Here is a 23,986-nt window from a genome sequence, read left to right as displayed (position 1 = left end):
CCGCTCGATTGGGACAGGCAAGCCTTCGAGGCCGAGCGCAAAATGGATTCTAAAAAACACCTTGCCAAATAGGAGCGTCAGGACGCAAAGAGGCTCCGCAGCGCGAAGCGCGATGCGGAGCCTCTTTGCATGTCCGAGGACGTTCCGGAGAGAAGTCCCCGTCCCGCCCCCGGATTCCCGGTGGGAGTTCTAGACCTTGTCGGCCTTAGTACATACCGCCGCCCTGCTGACCAGCGGTAGCAGCAGCGATTGCGTCCTCAAGCTGAGTGTTCTTGGGCACATCGGAGACGGTGGCCTCGGTGATGAGGATCAGGCTGGCGACAGAAGCAGCGTTCTGCAGGGTGACGCGGCTGACCTTGACGGGGTCGAGGACGCCCATCTCGATCATGTCGCCCCACTCGCCGTTGGCAGAGTTGAGACCCTGGCCGGCGGGCAGCTCGGCGACCTTGTCGACCACGACAGCGCCCTCAAAGCCAGCGTTCTTGGCGATGGTGGCGACCGGAGCGGTCAGAGCCTTCTTGACGATGTCGACGCCGATCTTCTCCTCGGGGTCATCGATCTCGACGGCATCGAGCGCAGGAGCAGCGTCCATGAAGGCGACGCCGCCGCCAGCGACAATGCCCTCCTCGACAGCAGCGCGGGTGGCCTGCAGGGCGTCCTCGACGCGATGCTTGATCTCCTTGAGCTCGGACTCGGTAGCAGCGCCGACCTTGATGACGGCAACGCCACCGGAGAGCTTGGCCAGGCGCTCCTGGAGCTTCTCACGGTCGAAGTCAGAGGTGGTGTTCTCCATCTCGCCCTTAATCTGAGCGATACGGGCGTCGATGGCCTCCTTGGAGCCAGCGCCGCCGACGACGACGGTGTTGTCCTTAGAGATGGTGACGGACTTAGCGGTACCGAGCATATCGGCGGTGATGTCAGCGACCTTCACGCCCAACTCGTCCAGGGCAGCCTGGCCACCGGTGAGGACGGCGATGTCCTCGAGAATGCGCTTGCGGCGATCGCCGTAGCCCGGGGCCTTGACGGCGCAGACGTTGAGGGCGCCACGGATCTTGTTGAGGACCAGGGTAGGCAGAGCTTCGCCGTCGATGTCCTCAGCGATGATGAGCAGGCCACGGCCAGCGCGCTGGACAGCCTCGAGAACGGGCATGATGTCCTGAACGCTGGAGATCTTCTGGTCGGTGATGAGGATGTACGGATCCTTCATCACGGCCTCCATGCGGTCGTTATCCGTGACGAAGTAAGCGGAGACATAGCCCTTGTCGAACTGCATGCCCTCGACGGTGTCGATGGTGATGTCGAACGTCTGGGAATCCTCGACGGTGATGACGCCGTCCTTGCCCACGACCTCCATGGCCTCGGCGATCTTCTCGCCGACCTCGGGGTCACCGGCAGAGATGGTGCCGACGGAAGCAATCTGCTCCTTGGTCTCGACCGGCTTAGCCTGCTTCTTCATCTCGGCGACGGCGGCGTTGACGGCCTTGTCGATGCCGCGACGGATGGCCAGCGGGTTGGCGCCAGCGGCGACGTTGCGCAGACCGTCGTTGACGATGGCCTGAGCGAGCAGAGTTGCGGTGGTGGTGCCGTCACCCACGGTGTCGTTGGTCTTGGTGGCAACCTCCTTCACCAGCTGAGCGCCCATGTTCTCGATGTTGTCCTCGAGCTCGATCTCCTTGGCGACGGAAACGCCGTCGTTGGTGATGGTCGGGGCACCGAACGTGCGCTGCAGCGCAACGTAGCGACCCTTGGGGCCCATGGTGACGGTAACGGCGTCGGCCAGAGTGTTGACGCCCTTGGCGAGCTTAGCGCGGGCATCGGTGTTGAACGTAATGTTCTTTGCCATGGTAGTTAATCCTCCAAAAGAAATGTGACTCGCGTCGCCGCTTCCGAGTCCTATGCGGCGGACGCGTTCAAAGACGAATCAGAGATTCTGACGAGACTAGGCCTCGACGACAGCGTAGATGTCGTCGGCGCGCATCAGCAGATACTTCTCGCCGTCGACCTTGACCTCGTTGCCACCGAACTTACCGTAGATGACAACGTCACCGACCTTGACGTCCATGGGGATGCGCTCACCCTTGTCGTTGACCTTGCCGGCGCCCACGGCAACGATGGTGCCGCGCTGCGGCTTCTCCTGAGCGTTGCTGGCGATATACAGACCAGAAGCGGTCTTCTGCTCGGCCTCGTCGGGCTTGACCAGAACACGATCTGCAAGCGGCTTCAAAGACGACATGCTTGTCTCCTCCTTTTTGGGCCGCGCGGTTATACCACGCGAATTAACCCTTTTTGTTTGCGTACGCGTTGAATGGTACCCACGAATGGCGGGTTATACAACACGGAGTCAAAAAATCTTATTTTTTGGCACTTAGATTTTCTGAATGCCGGGGGATAACTTAGCGGTGGCTCCCGTGTGGCTCCGGAGGGGCGGGGCATAAGGTTTCCTGCTCGGGCAGTCCTGCTCGCACGAAGGCCACATTAAGCGGCTTTCGGCTCGTGCGGAACTCGCGATAAACCTTATGCCCCGCCCCTCCGGAGCCACACGGGAGGCAGGTTAACTAATTCGAGCCCGGCATTCAGAAAAGTCAGTGCAGCAAAATGGCGATGCGGATAGCGACATGGGCATGGTTTTCGTTGCGTGCACGGGTCCCCTGGGGAGCACCGTGCATTTTTGGGAGTATTCAGCAAGCCAGGACAAATGCATACGCACCGGGCGCATCTAATTAGTCCCACGGTAGCCTTCGACCGGCGATTTGGGTCGGCAGACAGGCCTCGTCGAGACAAACAAGCATGCCTCGCGCCACGTCGGACCCCAAAATGACGTCGATCTCCGCAATGCTACCCGACTGCAGCGGCACCGGCAGAGCTCGCGGTGCTGAATACTCCGTTTTTTGCACGGCACGGGCGGGGGTACATCAGGATCAGGAAAAATATCCCAGCCTTTTTATGCAATCTGTAATGGGAAGTATGCAAAACACCAAGAGATAGCATTGCTGGTGTCCAAATTGAGCGCGCAGGGCAGCGGCGCGTCCGCCCTGCGCCCAAATCCAGCAGAGCGGGGACGCTCCTAACAAATCCTCACCGGCAAACAAACGCGGCTCGAGCGTTATCCCAAAATTGGCTGCCCGAGCCGCGCTTAACGGTACGGCATGAATACTTAGCGCTCGTAAATCAAGTTACCTGCCAGGTAGGTTGCTTGAACCTTGGTAGCCTGGAGCTCTTGGGGGTCGATGGTGAGCGGGTTTTGGTCCAGGACTACCAGGTCGGCATACTTGCCGGGCTCCAAGCTGCCGAGGTTTTGCTCGTCGCCCGCTGCGTACGCGCTGCCCAGGGTGTAGTTGCGCAGGGCTGTTGCTGCATCGATGCGCTCGCTCGGTAACCAGCCGCCCTCGGGCCAGTGGCTTTTGGGGTCCTGGCGCGTGATAGCCGTGTAGAGCACGTTCATGCTGGTAACGGGCGTGATAGGGCTGTCGGTACCGAAAGCTTGGCGAATGCCGCGCTGCTTATAGGTCGCAAACGCCCACATGATGCGGCTGCGCTCCAGACCCAGATCGCGCTCGGGGCCGCCCGGGTCGAGTGTAATGTGACAGGGCTGGCTCGAAGCAACCACGTTGAGCTTGCGCAAGCGATCGATGTCCTTGGGCAGGAGGTTCTCCAGGTGCTCGAGCGTGTTATGGCCGTGCTGGGGCAGGCCGTACAGGTCGGCCGCTTCCTCGAAGATATCCAGCGCGGCATGAATCGCACCGTCACCAATAACGTGGATGCGTACGGTATGACCGCGCTCCGCGGCCGCCAGAACCAGTTTGCGCATGCGCTCAGCCGGGACCGTCAGACGGCCCTGGTCGCCCGGGAAGCGCGGATTGGTATAGGGCTCGGTGAGATATGCCGTGTGTTCGCTCGACACGCCGTCGAAGAACTGCTTAAAACCTGGCGCCGAAAGCAGCGCGTTGTTCGCGTAACGTACCTGGAGCTCTTCTAGACGCGACTGGTCATCCAGCAGCGTGGGGAACAGATGGGCACGAATGCCCAGCTTGCCGGTCGTCTGCAGCTTGTCGTAGACATCGTCGCGGATAAAATCACAGCCCGGCATGGGCATGAGCGACATATCGCAGATCGAGGTGATGCCCTGCTCGGCCATGCGCCTCATTTGATCGGCGTAAGCGCTTGCGATGCGATCTTCGCCCAGCCACTCAAGACAGCGCGGCAACAGCTGCATGGCAGCCGCTTCGTGAGCAATGCCCGTGAGCTCGCCGTTTGCGTCCTTGTCGTAGCTGCCGCCCGCCGGCGGCTCGCTGTCGCGCGTGACGCCGAGCGCCTCGAGTGCGCGGCTGTTGAGCCACAGCGTGTGGCCGTCGCCCGAGTACATAACGCAGGGACGATCGGGGAATGCCGCATCGAGCGACGCCTTGGTAGGATGCTCGGGCGGGTCCCAACGGTAGTCGCGCCAGCCCTGCGTCACAACCCAAGCGTCGTCGGGCAGGTCCTGGGAAAACTCGAGCGCGTGCTGTACCAGCGCCGCCTCGGACGTGCCCATATCCATGAGCATGTACGGCGAGGAACCGACCGAGGTATGGAAGAAGTGCAGATGAGCGTCATGGAAACCGGGGCAGACAAACTGCTCGCCGTAGTCGAGAACCGGCGTGGCGGCGGGAGCGGCGGCGATCACGTCATCGGGCTTGCCGACTGCGACGATACGGTCACCTGCGATGGCAATCGCCAGCTCACGAGCAGTATCGATGCCGTCTTGCGCGGTAAAGACGTTCTTGGAGCGGATAATCCGATCGATATGTTGCATGGGCATCCCCATCTCTGGCAGGAAATTCAACACCCCCGAGTGTACTCCCCCGCCCTTGTAACAAAACCCCAAGCGGCAAACGGCAACTTTACCAGCCCTAGCGGCAGGTGGCATACTGGAGAGAGCCTGTACGATTTTGCGATCAACCCAGCAAGGAGCAAATCGACCATGACGAAGACCAAGGCACAGCAGATTATGACGGCGACCGAGGCTCGCGCGGCTGACGACGTCACCGCGGCCATCCAAGATATCGCTACCGAGTTTGAACCATATATCATCAAGCAGCGCCGGCACTTCCATAAGCACCCGGAGCTGAGCCTCGCCGAGGAGCGCACGACCTCCGACATCGCCAACCAGCTCGACGCCATGAATATCCCCTACGAGCGTCCGCTCAAGACCGGCTTGGTGGCAACGCTTCGCGGTACCGCGCCGGATGCCTACCGCGAGGACGGCACGCCACGCCGCCGCATCCTGCTGCGCGCCGACATCGACGCCCTGCCCGTCACCGAGCAGACCGGCGAGGAGTTCGCCAGCGTCAACGAGGGCTGCATGCACGCCTGCGGCCACGACTGCCATATCGCCATGATGCTCGGAACGCTGCAAATCCTGCGCCATATGACCGACGACATCCACGGCGAAGTCCGCATCGTATTCCAGCCCAGCGAGGAAAACGGCCAGGGCGCTAAGCTCATGATCGGCACGGGTGTGCTCGACGGCGTCGATGGCGCCTACGCCGCGCACATCTGGAGTGAGGTCGACGCCGGCACCGTGAGCTGCGAGCCCGGTCCGCGCATGGCCAATACCGACTGGTTCCGCATCGACGTCCGCGGCACCTCGTGCCATGGCGCCATGCCCCAGCGAGGTCACGACGCCGTCATGGTTGCCGCCGAGATCGTCAACGCCCTGCAAACCATCGTTTCGCGCGAAATCAGCCCCTACGAGCCGGCCGTCATCACCGTCGGCGAGCTGCACGGCGGCACCGCGCGCAACGTTATCGCCGGCACGGCCTACCTCGCCGGCACGGTGCGCACCTACGGCGATTCGACCCACGAGGAAATGCCGGAGCTCATGCGCCGCATCGTGGAGCATACCGCGGCAGCTCTGGGCGCCGAGGCAGAGCTCACCGACTACACCATCGCCAACTACAAGGTCGAAAACGACGCCGCCTCGAGCGAGCGCTGCCGTCAGGCTGTAATCAAGTGCCTGGGCCCCACCGGCCAAGGCCATTATCGCGGCACGCTTTCGGGCGAGGATTTTTCGGAGTACCTGCGTCGCGTACCGGGCGTGCTCGCCTTTGTAGGTACGCGCAACCCCAAGATTGGCGCCACGTACGCCCAACATTCCTGCTTCTACAAGATCGACGAGAGCGTGCTGGCAAAGGGCTCCATGGTGGCCGCCCAGTATGCTATCGACTTTTTGGCCGAGCCCACACAAGAGGAGCTCGACGGCCCCGCGATTACCGCGGTCGCCGAAACCAACCCCGATCTGGCCGCCAAGTTGCGCTCTGCCAAGGCGACGACCGCCGAGGCTCGCGACGCCATCCATGATGCCCGAACGGCTCGCCATGCCGCGATCAAGGGCATCCACGACGCACGCGCTGCTGCACGCCGCGAGGAGAAGCACGACGAGTAGTCGTCACACCCATCCATAACAGCCTGGCTAAAGCAGAGCGGGGGCGGACGTTTCGACACGTCCGCCCCCGCTCATTCTTCAAGCGCTATTTCTACCCCGTCCCCAAATGGCAGACGGCATGGCTACTCGTCCTGAGGTTCCTCGTCGGAGCTTGGCTCGGACGCCGACTCAGGTGCAGGTGCCGGCTCAGGCTCAGGCGCAGGCTCGGGCTCAGATGCCGTCTCAGACTCGGGCGCCGGTTCAGGCTCGGTCGCGGGCTCGGGTGCTGGTGCAGGTGCCGGCGAAGCATCCGGAGCGCTGGAACCCGAAGGAGAGAACTTCTTCTCGAAGGGCAATACAAAAGTCAGAACGTCGTCCTTATCTTCATCGGCCCACTCGCTTGCATAGCGTGCGGCCCAATAGCCAACGGCACGGTGCTTGAGCATCTTGCCAAAGACCGTAAGAAATACGGTGACGAAAGCGACCAGCACCAAGAACAGCACGAGCGTGACGCCACCGCCGGTAACAATTGCCTCAATACCCGTAGGACGATAGTAGTAGCTATACATACCGACAGAGGCAATGGCGCCAAAGACGACCGTCAAGATCCATGTGACAACGTTGGCGACCAGGCCCGTCAAAAACTCGGGAAGGAACGAAGCACAGAACAGCTTGGTCTTGTTGTGCTTAAACGCCGCCCAGACCTTATCGAGCGAAAACGCGCTCTCGACACGCCCGGTCACCGCAAAGTGCATCACGGCGATGTCGGCGAACATCTTAAAGAAGACACCCAGAATCGCCGAGGCAATTAGCGCCAGGACAAGCAGGCCGAGCGAGCCAAACAGCGCAGCCTCGAGCGCATAAGAGCCGTAATAAGAATACGAGCCCGCAGCGCCAATTACCACGCCCTCCACCAGCGAAAGCACTACACCGATAACGGGAATGGCAGCGATAACCTCGAGCACGACCGAAATAACGCTCGAAAAGACTCCGAGACCAAACGACGTGGAACGCATCAGCGGACGATCCATGCCGTCATCGATCTTAAGCGACAGATCGCGACCCCACTCGATGCCAAAGCCGGAACCGCACACGCTCGCAATGCAAGCTGCCAAAAAGCCGATGGCAGCCGCAATGCCGCCAATAACGGGGATGAACAGAACGAGTACCGACACGACACAGATAAGCGCCGGCAAAAAAGCGATCTGGCACACGCGCTGCAGCACGCCCGGAGTCTTGGTCATATCCTCAAACGCCTGAGCCACACAGCCCTTTGGCGCATTCGCCACGGGCGGTTGCGGAACAAACTGCTGGGGCTGAGGCTGTCCCTGGGGGAGCGGGGCCAGCGGCACCGGCATTAGGAGCACCACACACGCCGCAGAACTTGTCGTTATCGCCCATGGGGGCGCCGCACTGCGAGCAGAACATAGAATCATCCCTTCGTATCTTGAACGAATCACTTGGATCGCAAACGTTGTCTTTAGCATCATTATTGCCCAATGTGGGGTCAAATACTCAAAGATGACCGATTTGCAAGGTACACGGCGCCAGCAGGCGGTTCGTTGAATACGTCTGTGCTAGTTCGTTCCGCGGAAGCCCTTGCCGACGATCTCGGAGCTGTCGACGATCGTGATAAAGGCACCCGGATCGACTTCGCGCGCATAGCGGCGTAGTTGCACGGCCTCGCGACGGCTCAGCACGCTCATGATCACCGTCACGCACTTGCCCGAGAAGGCACCGTAGCCGCGACTGATGGTCGCTGTGCGGTTGAGATGCTTGACGATAAACTCCTCGACTTTGCGCGGCTCGGAGCAAATGACCGTGCAGACTTTGCGCAGGTGAATGCTCTCAATGGCTTTATCGACCACAAGCGTCTTGGCAAACAGGCCGAGCACGCAGTACAGACCGACACGCGGGCCATACAAAAAGGCCGCGATGGCCACGATGCCGATATCAACCAACAGCAGCGCGCGGCCAATCTCGAGCGTCGTGCGGCGCTTGAGGATCATGGCAAGAATGTCCGTGCCGCCCGTCGAGGCGCCAATATCAAAGACAATAGCGCTGCCGAGCGCCGGCAAGATGACGGCAAAGCACAGGTCGAGCCACATATCACCCGTCAGAGAGACATCGGTCGGAATAAAAAGCTCAAACAGCGAAACATAGGCCGAAAGCGCAAACGAGGCGAAGACGCTCCACAGGATTGCATTGCGCTCCAAAAAGATAAAGCCCAAGACGACGAGAACCGCGTTGATAATCCACATAAAAACGCCGACGGGCAGGGTCGGGAACAGCGTGGACAGAATGACCGACACGCCCGAGGTGCCGCCAAAAGCAAAGTGATTAGGGGTTTTAAACGCAACGATGGCGAAGGCCGTAAGAATCAGGCCCAGATTGAGCTCGGCAAAAAAGCGCGGGAAGCCCGGCTCCTGGCTGCGCTTTTGACCGACACGCTCGCCGCGCTCGATATCGGTGCGATCAACCACGCGCTCCATCGGCACCACGGGAGGACGATGCACCTCCTCGGCAGCACGCGATGCCGCCTCTGCCGCGGCGGCCTCAATCGCCCATGCCTTGCTTTCTGTTTCGTGCTCGTCGGCCATTACGGCAACCCCTCGTTAACAATTTGGAAACAATGCGCCCATTAGGGTAACGCGGAACGCGACGATTGCAACCCCTAGTTAGACGAGCGGTATGCCCACATCGGGGGGCATACAAATAACGGCCGGCCACGCTTTTGCTTGCGCGGTCGGCCGTTTAACGTTTTCGCAGATAAAGCCTGCCAAAACAAACCTGTCCCTTTTTGGAAGGTTACTCGTGCTGGCTGGTGCGGTGCTCGTACTCCTCGGGGGTGATGACGTCCTCGATGCGCAGGTTGACGCCCGCCACCTCAAGGCCGGTCATCGCGGCAAGGCGCTCGGTGACACGTGCCTTGACATCGTCGAAGATCGCGGGCGCATAGGCGCCGTACTCGATAATGACGGAGATGTTGACGACCACGCGATTGTCATCGGTGACCTCAACCGTCACGCCCTTGGTCAGATTCTCGGCACCAAACTGCTCCTGCACAAAGTGCATAAGGTTACCCTTCATGCCCAGGACGTGCGGCACCTCGCGGGTGGCCATGGCGACGATCTTCTCGATCACACCGTTGGAATAGGTCAGCGAGTCCTCGGACTCGTCTGTTTCCTCATCATCCTCGTCCGCGTCATCGGCGGACTCGGCCTCGACGAGCGCCTCATCCTCGAGCGTCACATCCTCGGCTTCGGCGACGGCCGCCTCGTTCTCCTCGAGCTCGGTATCGGCCACATCGACCTTCGTATTAAAAGCCATGGTTCCTCCTTATGCCTGCCGCGGATGCGACAGTCGAATACATATTAGCGGCCGCTAAACAGACGGCCGAAGAAGTTGACGATCCCGTTTTCGCCGTCGCGAATTTGGCCGATCACGGCGCCGATCAGCACGAAGAATGCAATGACGAGCGTGTCCCACAGGCCGAGCGTGAGCACCAACACGGCAAGGATAAAGCCAGCGACGGCACCGAGCGTGGTGTTGGGATGACGCACAGCATAGCTCCAGATGGCAGCGCCCGTACCCTTGATGAGACCCATAGCCTCGTCAAAATCCGCGGCCGCCGCGTCTTGTAACTCAGTTGCCTCTGCTTTGGAATCAACAGGTTCGTTCGCCGGCGTGGCGCTCTGGTCAATCGTCAGGCGCGGCGTACGAGCGGTCTTATCTTGATTGGTATCACTCACCGGAAACCTCCACGGTCTGGACGGTAGTCTTGGACGGCAAAAAACGGACGCGCGTGTTCGTACCCGGCGTGCCGAGCATGGTGTCGCAAGCTTCCTCGATGCGCTGCTGCATCGCGGTAGCCAGAGATGCCACGTCCTTATCGTCAAGCGCGATAGCCTCGACCTTAAAACGGACATGCGAATCGTCGGAACCTTGGACGCGGGCCTCGACATGCTCGATCATCACGCGATCGTCGCGCTCTGCCGCAGTGCGAGCGCACGAAGAAAGCGCCGCGAGCGTGACCTCGATATTGCGCTCCCCCGCCGGATGCACACAGGACGGCTCGCGACGAGCAAACATCAGGCGGAAGAAGCTTACCAGCACGCCGATCGCCACAACTCCGCCGCATGCCGTCACGACAATGCGCGGCATGGGGTCGCGCATCAGCAGCATAAAGCGATACGTATACGGCCCCCAAAACTGGCAGACAAGCGTACCCAGCGCCACGATGGCGGCGGCAAGATACACAATCGCTAGGGCTCGTTTGAGTACGCGCACGTGGCGCTCCCTTCAAATCTCGGCACTCGAAATACAAAACGGTTCGCATCATTATAAAAGAGCCGGGTCCGGTGCTCTACGCACGCGGATCCGGCTCATCTATTCCACGAGGCTTGCATGCTCGCTTCATTATGCCCAGATATGCACGGCTTAACCCGTGCGGGCGCTACTCCTCCTCGAGGGCAGCGATGACCTCGTCGGTCATGTCCATGGTGCTGTAAACATCCTGGACGTCGTCGAGCTCCTCAAGACGGTCGATGAGGCGCTGAACCTTCTTGGCGTCGGCGCCGGAGACCTCGGTCGGGGTGGTCGGGACCATGGTGGTCTCGGAGCCCTTGACCTGGACGCCCTGCTCCTCGAGCGCCTTGGAGACAGCCATGACCTCGTTAGCAGTAGTCCAGACGATCCACTCCTCGCCGGCATCCTCGTAGTCCTCGCCACCGGCCTCGGCGATGGCCATCATGAACTCATCCTCGTCACCGGCAGCACCGTTGGCGATCATGGTCTCCTTCTTGGCGTTCTCGTCCAGGATCTCCTTGGCAACAACGATCTGGCCCTTGCGCTCAAACTGGAAGGCGACGGAGCCGGAGGTGCCCAGGTTGCCACCAGCGTGGGAGAAGGCGGAACGGACATCAGCGGCGGTGCGGTTGCGGTTGTCGGTCAGGCAGTCAACGTAGACGGCGACACCGGCGGGGCCGTAGCCCTCGTACACGATGTTCTCGTAGACGGCAGCGTCGGCACCCGAACCAAAAGCCTTGTCGATAGCGGACTTGATCTTGTCCTTGGGCATGGACTGAGCCTTGGCCTTGGCAACGGCAGCGGCGAGGCTGGCGTTGTTCTCGGGCAGCGGGTCACCGCCGAGACGGGCAGCAACGGTGATGTTGCGGCTCAGCTTGGAGAAGAGGGCGGAACGCTTGGCGTCCTGCGCGCCCTTACGATGCTTGGTTGTGGCCCACTTAGAGTGTCCGGACATACGTGTCTCCTATCGGTTTCGACCTAAAGCCCAGCGCAGATGCTCGGGCAATATAAACAAACGTCGTTATGATATACCTACTGGCCTGCGAGATAAACCCCAAAATGAAGGCGTCGTGATGATGCCACCCTTTGGTGCAAAGCAACCTGACCCCAATGCACCAAATTAGGACCAGAGGAGGTCGCTGCGGGTGATGGTGGCGCCGATGGCAAAGGGCATGCAGGCGATGACCGGATACAGGTAGCGCATGTAGGTCGAGCCATTGCAGGGACCGATCAGGCACACGGCGAGCACGCCCAGCAGCGGCACCCAGATCGCCAGCGCACGCCACGAATGACGACGTAGCAGATAGAGCACCACGGCGATCATGATCCACACATAGGTGGCCGAGCTCATGGTGAGCGAGATAAACGGGATGCGTTGTACTGCCACGCGATACAGGTTGATCAGGTGGTCGCACCAGCGCACGACCTTGCTATCGACCGGATGGAAGTCAAAGTACTTGAGGTTATCGGGCTTCGCCATAATCTCGGCACTGCGCGCCGTGCTGTAGACCCACGCATCGCGGGCGCTCGGATAAAAGTAGCCGTAGTAGTTATTGATGAGCGCCGAGATATAGCACTCGGGATCCTTTTTGAACATCTGGGCCCACACCTCAAAATAAGCCTTGATGTCCTCCTGCGAGGCGTACTCGTTAAAGCAATTTTTGACGGCGTCCGACTTATCCGGGTTGTAACGGCGCCCCAGATTCTCGTACTTGAGCACACGGTCGATCACGGCACGCTCTTCGTCGGTCACCAAGCCGTCGCAAGGAGCCTCCACGATGGTGCCGTCCTCCTTAACCGTGGGGTTGACGCCCGAGTTGAGGCCGTCGTGCTTTTGGACAAAACGAGCCGTCTGCTGGAACGGAATCGAGAGGATTTCGCGCTTGGAACCAGGCGTGATGTCGTGTGCCGGCATAAAGACCTTGGTGAAGTACATATTAGAGGCAAGGCAGAGCGCAAGCACCGCAAGAACTCCCACCCAGCGGAAACGCGGGGTGGCGCCCGAAGGCGCAGCACCAGCCTGCTTGGCTGCACGACGAGCCACATGCACGTCCCATGCGCAAAGCGCCGCCGCGATTACGCATGCCGCCAGGGGAAACACCAGGCCGCCGTTACGCAGAAACGTGGAGCCCATGGCGCCCAGAGCAAGCAGCAGCCAGTCGTGGCGCGCAAAGAGCACGGGGGCTTTCTCGCCCGTTCGCTCGACATTGGCATCACGACGGGGCAAGCCACATGCCACGAGCTTGACGGTCTGTACCAGCAGCACCAAGAACGCGTCGGCAAAGAGCACGTCTTTGGTGAGCAACGCCGCGTAGTTAGAGAACATCGGCATAAACACAAAGAACAGCAAGATCACGCCGCGGACCGGCAGGCTCACGCCCAGCTTGCGCAGCGACGAGATGGAATAGGCCATGCAGGCGGCCGTAATGACGAACTGAGCGCAGGTGTAGATGGCAAGACCTGCGTTGGCGCTGTTGAACAGTGAAAGCCCCAGCTGGACGCACGAACCGATGATAGCCGTGTGCACCACGGGATGATGTCCGTTGAGCAACACATTGGGATTGAGCAGACGCAGGTAGTCACTCGTGCCGTTGGGGTAGTTGAACCACTGGCGAATCTGCGCACCCGTATCTCCCATAAAAAGGCCGGGCAGCGAAGCGATGAGCGTGGGCGCCCAGGCGACCATAAGCACCAGGAAGGGCCCGGCAAAGGGATGGACCGAGAGCACGGCGTGAGTCACACGCCATACGCGGCCAAAGTGCGCCTCGGAAAACGGAATGCGCCGAGAGCTCAGCCAATCTAGACACTCAAAGGCAAGGTAGAAGGCAACGACCGCCAAGAGCATCCAGCCCGCGCCGCCAATCCAGGCGCAGATGATGCGGGCTTTGTCGCCAAGGACAATCTCGGCCGAGTCGGTGAGATCGTAGCTGCGGCCGAACACCATGCAGATGGCGAAGAACAGCGACGGCAGAATGATCGATGGACGCCAGGTGTCGCCACGGCCAAAGAACACGTAGCGAAACGGCAAGGTGAGCAGGCAGGCAAGCGCAAGCAGCATGACCGCGTCGGTATGGCCGGCAAACGAGAGGAGCACCTCGTAGCACACGTACAGCATGCCCGAGGCTTTGGGGTCAATCGCCAAGACTGCGTTGCTCGACACCGGGGCAGGATCGATGGAAAACGCCGTGGTCGCCAACAGCGCGAGCAAAAATGCGATGAGCGTCTGCTTGGCGGGGTAGCGCTTAAACCAGACGATGCGGGCAGCGTCGCGCGCAGCCGTTGTGGAGAGGTCGGAATCCTTCACAGTCCGAAAGCCTTTCTAGAAACCTATCAAACTCGGCAAGACCACCACAAAGGTGCCTGTCCCCTTTGTGGTGGTCTTGGTTAGGCGTCGAGGTAGATGCGCTGGGGACGATTGCGGTGTCGGGCGAAGATGATGAGCGCCAGACCGGCAATCACGAGTGGCAGGCTCAGCAGCTGGCCCATGGTGATGACGCCCCCCAGCAGATAACCCAGCTGGGCATCGGGCACGCGCACGAACTCAACGAGAAAGCGGACGATGCCGTACCCCATCACGAACACGCCCATAAACGTACCCTGGGGCAGCAGCGGCTTTTTGCGGCTGAGCACCTGCAAAATACAGAAGAGCACGACGCCCTCTAGGAATGCCTCATAGAGCTGGGAAGGATGACGCGGCATATCGCCCGCGGTGCCGCCAAAGATCACGCCCCAGGGCAGATCGGTCGGCTTGCCCCACAGCTCTCCGTTGACAAAGTTGGCACAACGGCCCAGACATAAGGCCAGCGGAGCACCGATAACGGCAAGGTCGGCGATGGTCCAGGCGTCGAGCTTGTACATGCGGCACACGAGCACGCCGCCGATGATGCCGCCCACCAGGCCGCCATGGAAGCTCATGCCGCCTTCATTGGTAGCAAAGATCTCGAGCGGATGCGCCCAGTAGTAGCCGTCGCCGTAAAAGATGACGTAGAACAGGCGGGCGCCAATGATAAGGCCAAAGACCACGCCGACCACGACACTCGTCAGGTCGTCGACCGTAATGTCAAAACCCCAACGGCGCTGCGTGCGGTACATGACGACCGCCGTGAGCAGAGCTCCGACCACATAGGCCAAGCCGTACCAGTAGATGGTGATGGGCCCCGCCGAGATGGCGACGGGATCAAGCATATGGTAGAGGTCGTTGAGCATATCGGTCCCCCTGCTCCCTACATACAAATGCGGCCGCGGGCCTTGCGCTCGCAGCCGCATATTCGGGCGTGACGTCTATGCGGAGCATATCGCCCGCAGCTTTCACTTCTTAGAACGGCGCATACTCGTCGTACAGGTCATCGGTCTCGCCGGAGGCATTGACCTGCTCGACACGCGTAACGCCGGGCACGTGCTCCTTGAGGATACGCTCGATGCCCATGGAAAGCGTCAGGGCGCTCATGGGACAACCGGCACAGGCGCCCTGAAGCTCCAGCTTGACGACGCCCTCGTCATCAACGCCTATATACTCCATGTCGCCGCCGTCGGCCTGCAGGTTGGGGCGAATCTCTTCAAGAACCTTCTTAAGCAGCTCTTCGTTAACAGCCACAGGGGCTCCTTTCTCACAATAACGCGGGCGCGCCCGCGGACAGAAGCTATGTTACTACAGCCATGTACCCGCTCACGAGCCGTCCATGCGCGCAGACGCGACTTTCACGAGTAGTCAATTTGGGACGGGGCTCTTTTGGCTGTTTTGCCGCCAGCTGGCGTTGGCACGCACTACTGCTGAGCTTGTCCCCCGGTACCAATCTGAACATCGACGATGACCTGGCGGTAGCTGATGCCGCAGGAGTCGAGAATGCGGCGGCTGATACGGCCGTCATCGGTGTCGGCATACTTATTGTCCAGGTAGACGACCTCGCCCACGCCCACCTGCGCCAGGATCTTGGCGCAGTCGTGGCACGGGAACAGCGTGACGTAGACCGTGGAACCCTCGAGGTCTTTGAGCGAGCCGCGGTAGTTGAGCACGGCGTTTGCCTCGGCATGCACCACGTAGTTGTGCTTGTCCTGCAGCGGGTCGTCGCTCGTTCCCCACGGGAAAAAGTCATCGTTGAGTGCCGAGGGTGTGCCGTTGTAACCCACCGAAAGGATGCGGTGGTTGGTGTTGGCGATGCACGCACCCACCTGCGTGTTGGGGTCCTTGCTGCGGCGCTGCGCGGCGATGGCCACGCTCATAAAGAACTCGTCCCAGCTAATGACGTCCAGGCGCTTGCCTGACGAAGTTTGATGAAGATCGTCCGACATGGCAGACACCTCCGTAATCGCAATAATTTGACCCATTGTAGCAGGTGAAAGGTGGAGGCGTTTGTCCCACCGGCGCCCTCACCTTTACACGCGGCGGGGCTTTTGGTTGATGCGGTAGAGCTCGGCGAGACCCCGCAACGTCAGCGCGTCGTCAACCGTCAGGCTATGGCCGACCAGCAACGCGAGCGCCTCGGCGTCGTCGCCGGTAATGACGATGGGCACGTCGCCCTCCCCCGCGGCCTTGGTCGCGCGCATCTCGGCGAGCACCATGTCGAGCATGCCGTCGATGCGGGCCACCTCGCCCAAGACCACGCCCGAGCGCATAGCCTCGCGCGTGTTGCGGCCGATCACATGCGTGGGCGCCGAGGGCTCGACCTGAGGCAAACGCGCCGCGGCCGCCGAAAGCGAACGGGCGCCAAGCGCCAGACCCGGCGCGATGACGCCGCCCACAAAGGTACCGCGCGCGTCGATGACCTCGATATTGGTCGTGGTGCCCAGGTCAATCACGATGCACGGAGAGCCGTAGACGGCACGGGCCGCCACGGCGTCGGCGATGCGGTCGGGACCAATCTCGGCCGGATCGTCGTAGTGCACGGGCATGCCGGTCTTAAGTCCCGGCCCCACCGTGAGCACGCGCCCCGTGCAGGTGCGGGAAAGCGCCGCTTTCCACGGGCGCTCGAGCGCCGGGACCACGCAGCTCAGCACAGCAGCCGCGGGCACAAGCGCGCCCGGCATGCCCGCATCGGCCGCCAGTGCAGCCATGACCTGCACGAGACGCATGCGCGCCTCGTCGGCTGTGGTGCTCGACGGCGTCGTGATCTCGCACGTCGCAAGCGGACATTCCTGTGCCGCGGCCGAATCCTCGGCAAACAGGCCAAAGCGAATGGACGTGTTGCCCACGTCGACCGTCAATACATATGCGCACCCATTAAGCATCGTCGGCGCTCCTTTCATCTGCCCAGCAGTATATCGCCTACCTAAACCAGTCATCCCAAAATGACTAGCTTGCGGCTATACTGGTGCGCGGTCGTTTGCGAGCTCACGCGGCGGCCCTTGGTAACCCGACTTCCCGCGCCGTATCCGTAGCGGCGCTCCCGGGGGAAGCGGATATACGCAAAGGAGTTCTATATGAGCAATCCCTCGAACCGCACCTCGATGCGCGGTCAACTCACGCTGCGCGGCGTCGTCATCGGCGCCCTTGGCTGCGTGATCATCACGGCAAGCTCGGCCTATACCGCCCTCAAGATGGGCGCCCTCCCCTGGCCGATCATTTTCGCTGCCGTCATTTCGCTGTTCTTCCTTAAGCTCATGGGCAACGCCAGCCTCAACGAGGCCAACGTCACCCACACCATCATGTCTGCGGGCGCCATGGTCGCCGGCGGCCTGGCGTTTACCATCCCGGGCGCCTGGATGTTGGGCTATGCCGACCAGATCAGCTGGCTCGACATGTTTATCGTGGCGCTCGCCGGCACCATCTTGGGCCTTCTAGCGACAGCGCTCATCCACCGTCACTTTATCGTGGACGCCGCGCTGGAGTTCCCCACCGGCAACGCCGCTGCCCAGACTCTACGTGCTACCGAGGCCGGCGGCAAGACCGGTAAGCAGCTCTTTGGCTCCATGGCCATCGCAGGCATCTACAGCGTGCTGCGCGACGCCCTGGGCGTGGTGCCCAGTATGCTGTGCACGCTCAATATCCCCGGCGTGACCTTTGCCATCTACAACTCGCCCATGCTGCTGTCCATCGGCTTCCTCGTGGGCTTCGCCCCCGTCGCCTTCTGGTTTGCCGGCGCGCTGCTGGGCAACTTTGGCATCATCGTTGGCGGCACCGCTGCTGGCCTGTTCGATATTGTGACCGCGCAGGGTATCGTCAAATCCCTCGGTATGGGTCTTATGATGGGCTTTGGCGTCGCCGTCGTCCTCAAGGACATCCTGCCGCAGGTCGCCGGTATCGTCCGCGGTCTTGCCGCCGACAGCTCCACCGACACCGACGAGCAGTCGCTCATCTCGGGCTCCCTTAAGCTCGACGCCGGTATCATCGGCCTGGGCGCTGCCGCCATCGCCGTGATCATCGCCATCGTGCTCGACCTTGGCCCCGTTCCGGCCGTCATCGTCACGCTGTTCACCTTTGTCACCACCATCATGAGCGCACAGAGCTGCGGCCAGACGGGCATCGACCCCATGGAGATCTTTGGCCTCATCGTCATGCTCATCGTGGCTGCCTTCGCTCAGATCGCTCAGGTCAAGCTGTTCTTTATCGCTGGCATCGTAGCCGTGGCGTGCGGCCTTGCGGGCGACGTCATGAACGACTTTAAGGCCGGCGCCGTGCTGGGCACCAACCCGCGTGCGCAGTGGATCGGCCAAGCCATCGGCGGCATCGTAGGCGCCCTGGTCGCCGCCGCCGTCATGGTCGCGCTCGTCACCGCCTATGGCCCGGACGCCTTTGGCCCCGACAAGAGCTTTGTTGCCGCGCAGGCAAGCGTGGTCGCCACCATGGTCTCGGGCATCCCGAGCGTGCCGTGGTTCGTTGGCGGCTTTATCGCCGGCATCGTCATGTACTGGCTCGGCATTCCGGCCATGATGATTGGCCTGGGCGTGTACCTGCCGTTCTACATGTCACTCACGGCATTCCTGGGCTCCTGCGTCAAGCTCGCCTACGACAAGTGGTCCGCCCACCGCGACGCCACCGCCGGTCTTTCTGACGAGGAGAGGGCTGCCAAGGACGCCGCCTTCCAGGAACAGGGGCTGGTTGTCGCCAGCGGCCTGCTCGGCGGCGAGTCCATCGTCGGCGTTATCCTGGCGTTTGTCTCCGTGGGCTTAAGCCTGCTGGGCTAAGCTGAGCAGCTGCTCGACAGCAACCATATTGCCTACGATTTGCCCGGTCGGTAGCTTTCGCGGCTACCGCCCGGGCTTTTGATATCGAAACAAAGAAAGGCCAGCGCGCTGCGTTTAACAGCGCGCCGGCCTTATCGGTTAAGCTATCGAAGCGTTCCTGCTCTGAACCGAAGTTCGTTGCAGAATCTACGCTCGAAACGCTACATCTGCTTGCGACGACGATCGCCCAGCGTCACGCCCGCTGCCACGAGCGTCACACCGCCGATGACGAACACCTCGCCCGCAAGCGCGGAATTGTCGCCAGTCTGGGCGAGCGCGGCAGGCGCAGCCTGTTTCTTGGCAACGGGGGCCTTTGCAGCAGCCTGCGCAACCTGAGGCTTGGCCTGCGGCTCAGCCTTGGGATGATACTTGTCGTACTCGGCCTGAGCGGCAGCCAGGGCATCCTTGGCATCTCCGAGCTCGGCAAGCGCGGCGGCATAGGCGTCGTTGGCATCGGACAGCTTGGCATCGGCATCGCTCAGAGCAGCCTTGAGGCCAGCGGCGGCATCGACGGCGGCCTTATAGCGAGCGTAGGCAGCGTTCAGCTTGACCAGCTTCTCGTTGCCCGTCGTGCCCGCGGCAAGGGATGCCTTGTGGTCGACAGCCTCAAGATCGGCCTTGAGCGCCTCGTCGTTGGCAAGCTCGGCCTTGGCCTCGACGATCTCGAAGGTCGCATCGACGACGGCTTCGTTGGCGGCCTCGAGCTGCTTCTGGGCATCGGCGACACCGGCGACGGCGGCGTCATAGGCGGCCTTGGCGTCGTCGACCGCCTTCTGGGCGCCGGCGAAGCGCTCGAAGGCCTTGTTTGCGGTGGCAAGCTCGCCCTCGGCGGCCTTGGCCTTCTCCTGTGCGTCGGACAGGGCCTGCGCCTTGGCGGCAACCGCCTGCTTGGCGTCCAAAAGAGCAGTCGCAGCCTGGACATCTGCGGCCTGGGCCTTGTCTACACCAGTCTGGGCGGCATCGTCGGCCTTCTTGGCATCGTCAAGCGAGCCCTGCTTATTCGCAAGGTCCGCCTGGGCGGCATCGCGCTTGGCGGCAAGGTCCTTGACCGAAGCCGTGGCATTGTCATACGCCTCGTTGGCCTTATCGGACTTTGTCTTGGCGGTATCGTAATCGCCCTGTGCCTTCGCCTTGCGGGCGGAAGCCTTGGAGGCGTTCGTCTGGCATTCGGTGAGCTTGGAGTTAGCGTCGTCAAGCGCGGCCTGCGCGACGGTCGCCTCGTCCTTGGCGGCGTTGAGATTTGCCCTAGGAGTTTCGATGTCAACATTCTTCAAATTGACATCGGCAGCGCCATATGCCGCCTTCGCGATAGCGGTGGCCTCTTGCGCAGCTTCATAGTCGCTCTTGGCAGCAGCAACGTTACCGTTCGCTTCATTCGCGGCACTCTTGGCAGCATCGAGGGATGACTCCGCAGAGCCAAGCGCATCGTTTTTCACATCGCGCGCCTTCCGTGCTGCCGCAAGTTGATCTTGCAGCTGCGCCAGCTGCGCCTTCTGCGCGGCGGTACCACCGGCATGATAAACGGAGTCTACGTACGTGTTTACCAGGTTCTTGAACTCGTCAACCGTAAAATCGCCTTCGGCCCAGTTTCCCTGATAAATTGAAACAGGACTGGGTGCACCGTCATCCTCGGGCGTTGAGCGGTTGCCATCCTTACCGTAGCCGACGGCGAACCCAAAGGAATTAGCACCTGAATCAATAAAGTTCTCATAGTGGCCGGTGTTGCTATAGTCACCCCTGTCATAGTCGCGCTTTTCCGCAGTATACCAACCGATAAACGGCCAATCATCGCCGTACTTGTCGCCGTTATCGAAGGATATTTCCCAATCTTTAGGATTATCTGACCCCTTGTAGGCGCCAGCACGTCCGGCAAGGTTTTCGTTATAGGACATATAAAAGCCCTCGCCGCTGTTCCCCGCGTGATCCCAAACATTCGACGAATAGCAAACATCGAGCGCCGACTGCGCCATAGAGACAATGCTGACCTTCATGTCACTCAAGCCATTTGCGCGACGAATTCCATTGACGGCATTCATGTAGGTCAAGGTATTCTGCAGATTCACGAGCGAAAAAGCATTGTCAGCGTCAGATGCATCCAAGTTGACATAGTCGTCATACCATGCCGCCTTGCTAGCAGACCCATCAAGTAACTTCGCCGCATCGCTCGCGTTGGCACGCTGAGCAGCAGTAAACGACGTACTACTTGCGATGTGATTCATAAAGCCAAGCAGGCCAGCCTTGACAGCATCCGTATCCACCGTCATGTTTGCTTTTAGCTCAGAAATTTGCTGCTCAAGAGCTTTGACGTTTGCGCTGGCCGTGTTGTATTCATCATTCGCTTTGTTGTAGTCGCTGGTAGCATTTTCAAGAGCGCTTTTCTTCTGCTTTGCGACCTCTGCCAGACGGTCGTACTCTGTCTTCTTGTCGGCCTCGGTCTGCTGAGCTTGCTCGTAAGCAGCCTTGGCGGTGTTGTATTTGCTGGTCAAATCACCGAGTTTGCCGTTGGCTTCGTCGTATGCAGTCTGCGCTGACGAAACGGCAGCGTTGGCGGCGTTGACCTTTTCCTGCGCGGCACTGGCATCAGTCTGTGCGGCCTGGAGGTTCGTTTGTGCGGTGGCGTCGGCAGCCTTCGCGGCATCAAGCTCGGTCTGCGCGCCCTTGAGCTCACCGGCAGCAGCTTTCTTGGCGGCCTCAAGCGCTTTTAGATCGATGCCCGTGCCCGAGATGGCGGCATCGAGCGCTTTCTGGGCGTCGTTCAGCTTATCCTGGGCGTTGCCGCACGCGGTGGTCGCAGCGGCAAGGGCATTGGCGGTCTCCTGCTTCTTGGCCCGGGCAGTCGTCAGAGCAGACTCGGCATCACTCTTTGCCTGCACAGCATTGTCGGCGGCGGTCTTAGCGGCATCGAGCTCACCCTCGGCCGTCTTCACATCGGCATTCGCCGCATTGAGCTTGGCCTGCGCGTCCTCGACGGCCTTCTTGGCGGCCTCGTACTCGTCCATACCCATGGCCTCGAGCTTGGCCTGCGCATCGTCGAGGGCCTTCTTGGCCTCATCCTGCTTTGCCTTGGCGTCCTTGAGCGCCTGGGTCTTATCCTCGACACTCTTGTTGGCCTGATCGAGCTGATCGTTCAGGTCGCCCAGCTTCTTCTGCTGCTGCTCGGCCTTGTCAACAGCCGCCTTAAGCTCGTCGATCTTCTCCTGAAGCGCGGCTGCCTCGGCCTCGTTCTGCTCGGCGGCGTTATCGGTCACGGCCTGCGAGGCCTGATTCTTTTGCTGCTGCGCCTGCTTTTGAGACTGGCCCGCCGCGTCGGCTTTCTTCTGGGCGGCATCGTAGGCGGCCTGAGCGTCCTTGAGCTGCTTTGCCGACTCCTCGGCCAACTGGGCAGCCGTCTTTACGACCGCCTAGTTACCGGTGGCAACGGTGTTCTCGATAGCGCTGTCGCCCTTCGTGGCGTCACCGTTATCTGCCGTCGGTGCGGCGATTGCCGCCAGCGGCGACATGAGCGGCTGAGCGATGAGGCCCGCCGTCAAAACGGTTGCGACAGCGCGGTTGGCAACGCCCTTGACGTTGACGGCCTTGGCCCGAGGCTCAAAGTGCTGTGGGATATAGTTTGCCATGGCTTTCTCCCTTTGACACGGATGTATCCATACGCCTCAAAATGTAGGAGCTGATTTTTGAATTCTGTTGCGCAACATTGGTCACCAGCGGATTTTTTGAAATTCGCGCTCTCGTGCTTCACAATTTCGTCACATATGTAGGAGCTGGTGCATCATATTCTTGCGGGATCGAATTGAGCCTGTGATTTGCATTTGCTCCCGCGTCATCCGCCCTATCGGATTCCGCATCCAACAGACACCCCGCCCGCCACGGTGTAGAGTTAAGACAACGGGCGCGTTGCGCGGACCGCGCTGGAACGAGGTGGACATGGAACTCGACAAACAACAGATCAAGCGACTGCGCGAGCGTCATCATCGGCGTCACGGCATCCGCCCCGCTCATAGCGAAGCCATGGAAAACATCACCCGCTTCCTCAAGCGCGCATTCAACATTCGCGAGGGTCGCGCGCCCTACCACGTAATTCGCAAGCGTTTTGTAAACGGGGCGCGTCTGACTGGCTCCCACCTATGCATCCTGATTATTGCCATGCTTATCGCGAGCATCGGCCTCGATATCGACTCGGACATTGCCATCGTGGGCGCCATGCTCATCTGCCCGCTCATGGGCTCGGTCCTTGCCATGGCATACGGTATTGCCACGCTCGACCGCGAGATTACCGTCGAAGCCGTCGCCAGCCTTGCGCTGCAGATGGCCTTTTGCCTGGTCACGTCCACGCTGTACTTTAAGCTCTCGCCCCTTGGCACCACCACGGCCGCCATCATCGACAACTCGACACCCACCGTCTGGGACCTTACCGTCGCACTCGCAGGCGGCTTTGCAGGCGGGCTGGGCAACTCGCGCGACCAGGAACCCGCCACGCTCATCGCCGGCGTGGCCGTGGCGACCGCGCTCATGCCGCCTCTGTGTGCGGCGGGCTATGGCATCGCCATCGCAAGCGGGTCGCTGTTTCTCTCGGCGCTTTACGAGTTTGGCATCAACGTGGTCTTTATCGCACTCGCGGCCGAAGCCGTATTACTTATCTTGCGAGTGCCGCTCAAGCGCGACCTCAACGGCGACGGCATTGTAACCGCCGAAGAAGATGCCGAGGTCGACGAGCTATCGCGCAAGGTGCGCCGCCGCATCATTGTGGGTACGGTAGTCTTTGCCATCCCCTGCATCGTTATGACGGCGGGGTCTATTGGCTCGGCGCAGACCGGCGTGCAGGACGGCTACGGTGTCACCGAAACTACGCGCGAACTTGCCGCGGTGCTGCCGGGCTTTAAGGATTACACCGTCGCCGTCGAGACCTCGGCTACCGAAGGCGAGGAGGAGGGCGTCGTCGAGCGTGAGATTGTCGCCCATGTGACGACAGGCGAGGCGCTTGGGGCACACGACCGCCACGTCGCCCGCAAGCTCATCGACCTCAATGTGCCCGAGCTCGATCGCGTTGAGTTCGATGTGAAGTGATGCGGGACGCGAGGCGGGCCCGGCGCGAGCGCGCGCAGCCACGGGGCACAG

The 23,986-nt window shown here is 61.0% G+C and carries 20 protein-coding genes; 3 read left to right on the top strand and 17 right to left on the bottom strand.

Features of this window, described 5'->3' with window-relative positions; genetic code table 11:
- Positions 1-205 precede the first annotated feature (205 nt).
- The 3 genes from groL to I2F59_RS07440 form a co-directional block, all read right to left on the bottom strand.
- Complete coding sequence (gene groL, locus I2F59_RS07450) at positions 206-1,843, bottom strand: chaperonin GroEL (protein ID WP_006234938.1); 1,638 nt, start codon at positions 1,841-1,843, stop codon at positions 206-208.
- A 96-nt stretch (positions 1,844-1,939) separates the two neighbouring features.
- A complete protein-coding gene (gene groES, locus I2F59_RS07445; protein ID WP_022094351.1) occupies positions 1,940-2,233 on the bottom strand; it encodes a co-chaperone GroES in 294 nt (97 codons plus the stop codon).
- A 921-nt stretch (positions 2,234-3,154) separates the two neighbouring features.
- Positions 3,155-4,798, bottom strand: coding sequence for an amidohydrolase (locus I2F59_RS07440; protein ID WP_229065390.1), 1,644 nt, complete (start codon positions 4,796-4,798; stop codon positions 3,155-3,157).
- Positions 4,799-4,960: 162 nt separating this feature from the next.
- On the opposite strand from I2F59_RS07440, the gene I2F59_RS07435 reads away from it, so the two are divergent.
- On the top strand, positions 4,961-6,424 hold the full coding sequence (locus I2F59_RS07435) for a M20 family metallopeptidase (protein WP_195503737.1): 1,464 nt from the start codon (positions 4,961-4,963) through the stop codon (positions 6,422-6,424).
- A 122-nt stretch (positions 6,425-6,546) separates the two neighbouring features.
- On the opposite strand, the gene I2F59_RS07430 is transcribed toward I2F59_RS07435, so the two are convergent.
- The 12 genes from I2F59_RS07430 to I2F59_RS07375 all read right to left on the bottom strand — a co-directional run bounded on the left by I2F59_RS07430 (position 6,547) and on the right by I2F59_RS07375 (position 16,936).
- Positions 6,547-7,668: a DUF4013 domain-containing protein gene (locus tag I2F59_RS07430; RefSeq protein ID WP_195503736.1), complete on the bottom strand. Its 1,122-nt coding sequence runs from the start codon at positions 7,666-7,668 to the stop codon at positions 6,547-6,549.
- Complete coding sequence (locus I2F59_RS10085; RefSeq protein WP_195503735.1) at positions 7,652-7,831, bottom strand: zinc-ribbon domain-containing protein; 180 nt, start codon at positions 7,829-7,831, stop codon at positions 7,652-7,654. The genes I2F59_RS07430 and I2F59_RS10085 overlap by 17 nt, the downstream gene beginning before the upstream one ends.
- Before the next feature lie 149 nt (positions 7,832-7,980).
- Entirely contained in the window at positions 7,981-9,003 is a 1,023-nt protein-coding gene (locus I2F59_RS07420; protein ID WP_195503734.1) for a YitT family protein, read from the bottom strand.
- Between the two features lie 208 nt (positions 9,004-9,211).
- Positions 9,212-9,733, bottom strand: coding sequence for an Asp23/Gls24 family envelope stress response protein (locus I2F59_RS07415; RefSeq protein ID WP_138374888.1), 522 nt, complete (start codon positions 9,731-9,733; stop codon positions 9,212-9,214).
- 44 nt (positions 9,734-9,777) lie between these two features.
- On the bottom strand, positions 9,778-10,155 hold the full coding sequence (locus I2F59_RS07410; protein ID WP_233540326.1) for a DUF2273 domain-containing protein: 378 nt from the start codon (positions 10,153-10,155) through the stop codon (positions 9,778-9,780).
- Positions 10,148-10,693, bottom strand: coding sequence for an Asp23/Gls24 family envelope stress response protein (locus I2F59_RS07405; RefSeq protein WP_195503733.1), 546 nt, complete (start codon positions 10,691-10,693; stop codon positions 10,148-10,150). Before I2F59_RS07405 ends, I2F59_RS07410 begins: the two co-directional genes overlap by 8 nt.
- Positions 10,694-10,859: 166 nt before the next feature.
- Positions 10,860-11,666, bottom strand: a complete 807-nt coding sequence (locus I2F59_RS07400) for a YebC/PmpR family DNA-binding transcriptional regulator (protein WP_006234926.1) — start codon at positions 11,664-11,666, stop codon at positions 10,860-10,862.
- Between the two features lie 165 nt (positions 11,667-11,831).
- A complete protein-coding gene (locus tag I2F59_RS07395) occupies positions 11,832-14,015 on the bottom strand; it encodes a DUF6020 family protein (protein WP_271755889.1) in 2,184 nt (727 codons plus the stop codon).
- Between the two features lie 80 nt (positions 14,016-14,095).
- Positions 14,096-14,917, bottom strand: coding sequence for a prolipoprotein diacylglyceryl transferase (gene lgt / locus I2F59_RS07390; RefSeq protein ID WP_195445343.1), 822 nt, complete (start codon positions 14,915-14,917; stop codon positions 14,096-14,098).
- A gap of 109 nt (positions 14,918-15,026) precedes the next feature.
- Positions 15,027-15,305: a NifU family protein gene (locus tag I2F59_RS07385; protein WP_022094472.1), complete on the bottom strand. Its 279-nt coding sequence runs from the start codon at positions 15,303-15,305 to the stop codon at positions 15,027-15,029.
- A 170-nt stretch (positions 15,306-15,475) separates the two neighbouring features.
- Positions 15,476-16,000: a deoxycytidylate deaminase gene (locus I2F59_RS07380; RefSeq protein ID WP_195445341.1), complete on the bottom strand. Its 525-nt coding sequence runs from the start codon at positions 15,998-16,000 to the stop codon at positions 15,476-15,478.
- Positions 16,001-16,084: 84 nt separating this feature from the next.
- Complete coding sequence (locus I2F59_RS07375; protein ID WP_195503732.1) at positions 16,085-16,936, bottom strand: type III pantothenate kinase; 852 nt, start codon at positions 16,934-16,936, stop codon at positions 16,085-16,087.
- A 192-nt stretch (positions 16,937-17,128) separates the two neighbouring features.
- On the opposite strand from I2F59_RS07375, the gene I2F59_RS07370 reads away from it, so the two are divergent.
- Entirely contained in the window at positions 17,129-18,832 is a 1,704-nt protein-coding gene (locus tag I2F59_RS07370) for an OPT/YSL family transporter (RefSeq protein WP_195503731.1), read from the top strand.
- A 200-nt stretch (positions 18,833-19,032) separates the two neighbouring features.
- Here the strand turns inward: I2F59_RS07370 and I2F59_RS07365 are convergent, their stop codons facing one another.
- On the bottom strand, positions 19,033-22,248 hold the full coding sequence (locus tag I2F59_RS07365; protein ID WP_195503730.1) for a CAP domain-containing protein: 3,216 nt from the start codon (positions 22,246-22,248) through the stop codon (positions 19,033-19,035).
- Between the two features lie 24 nt (positions 22,249-22,272).
- On the bottom strand, positions 22,273-22,488 hold the full coding sequence (locus I2F59_RS07360; RefSeq protein WP_195503729.1) for a hypothetical protein: 216 nt from the start codon (positions 22,486-22,488) through the stop codon (positions 22,273-22,275).
- 307 nt (positions 22,489-22,795) lie between these two features.
- Here I2F59_RS07360 and I2F59_RS07355 point away from each other — a divergent pair, with 307 nt between their 5' ends.
- Positions 22,796-23,935 carry a DUF389 domain-containing protein gene (locus I2F59_RS07355; protein WP_195503728.1) on the top strand — a complete coding sequence of 380 codons (1,140 nt, stop codon included), beginning with the start codon at positions 22,796-22,798 and terminating at the stop codon, positions 23,933-23,935.
- The last annotated feature ends 51 nt before the right edge of the window (positions 23,936-23,986 follow it).

It is taken from the genome of Collinsella aerofaciens, assembly GCF_015556945.1.
Lineage (GTDB): Bacteria > Actinomycetota > Coriobacteriia > Coriobacteriales > Coriobacteriaceae > Collinsella > Collinsella aerofaciens_AO.
This window is presented reverse-complemented; position numbering and strand designations above follow the sequence as displayed.

What these genes read in the sequence shown, in the direction of transcription:
- I2F59_RS07355 (WP_195503728.1), top strand. Translation starts at nt 22,796, where the DNA reads ATGGAACTCGACAAACAACAGATCAAGCGACTGCGCGAGCGTCATCAT.
- I2F59_RS07370 (WP_195503731.1), top strand. Translation starts at nt 17,129, where the DNA reads ATGAGCAATCCCTCGAACCGCACCTCGATGCGCGGTCAACTCACGCTG.
- groES (WP_022094351.1), bottom strand. Translation starts at nt 2,233, where the DNA reads ATGTCGTCTTTGAAGCCGCTTGCAGATCGTGTTCTGGTCAAGCCCGAC.
- I2F59_RS07360 (WP_195503729.1), bottom strand. Translation starts at nt 22,488, where the DNA reads ATGGCAAACTATATCCCACAGCACTTTGAGCCTCGGGCCAAGGCCGTC.
- I2F59_RS07375 (WP_195503732.1), bottom strand. Translation starts at nt 16,936, where the DNA reads ATGCTTAATGGGTGCGCATATGTATTGACGGTCGACGTGGGCAACACG.
- I2F59_RS07435 (WP_195503737.1), top strand. Translation starts at nt 4,961, where the DNA reads ATGACGAAGACCAAGGCACAGCAGATTATGACGGCGACCGAGGCTCGC.
- I2F59_RS07440 (WP_229065390.1), bottom strand. Translation starts at nt 4,798, where the DNA reads ATGCCCATGCAACATATCGATCGGATTATCCGCTCCAAGAACGTCTTT.
- I2F59_RS07420 (WP_195503734.1), bottom strand. Translation starts at nt 9,003, where the DNA reads ATGGCCGACGAGCACGAAACAGAAAGCAAGGCATGGGCGATTGAGGCC.
- groL (WP_006234938.1), bottom strand. Translation starts at nt 1,843, where the DNA reads ATGGCAAAGAACATTACGTTCAACACCGATGCCCGCGCTAAGCTCGCC.
- I2F59_RS07400 (WP_006234926.1), bottom strand. Translation starts at nt 11,666, where the DNA reads ATGTCCGGACACTCTAAGTGGGCCACAACCAAGCATCGTAAGGGCGCG.
- I2F59_RS10085 (WP_195503735.1), bottom strand. Translation starts at nt 7,831, where the DNA reads ATGTTCTGCTCGCAGTGCGGCGCCCCCATGGGCGATAACGACAAGTTC.
- lgt (WP_195445343.1), bottom strand. Translation starts at nt 14,917, where the DNA reads ATGCTCAACGACCTCTACCATATGCTTGATCCCGTCGCCATCTCGGCG.
- I2F59_RS07380 (WP_195445341.1), bottom strand. Translation starts at nt 16,000, where the DNA reads ATGTCGGACGATCTTCATCAAACTTCGTCAGGCAAGCGCCTGGACGTC.
- I2F59_RS07415 (WP_138374888.1), bottom strand. Translation starts at nt 9,733, where the DNA reads ATGGCTTTTAATACGAAGGTCGATGTGGCCGATACCGAGCTCGAGGAG.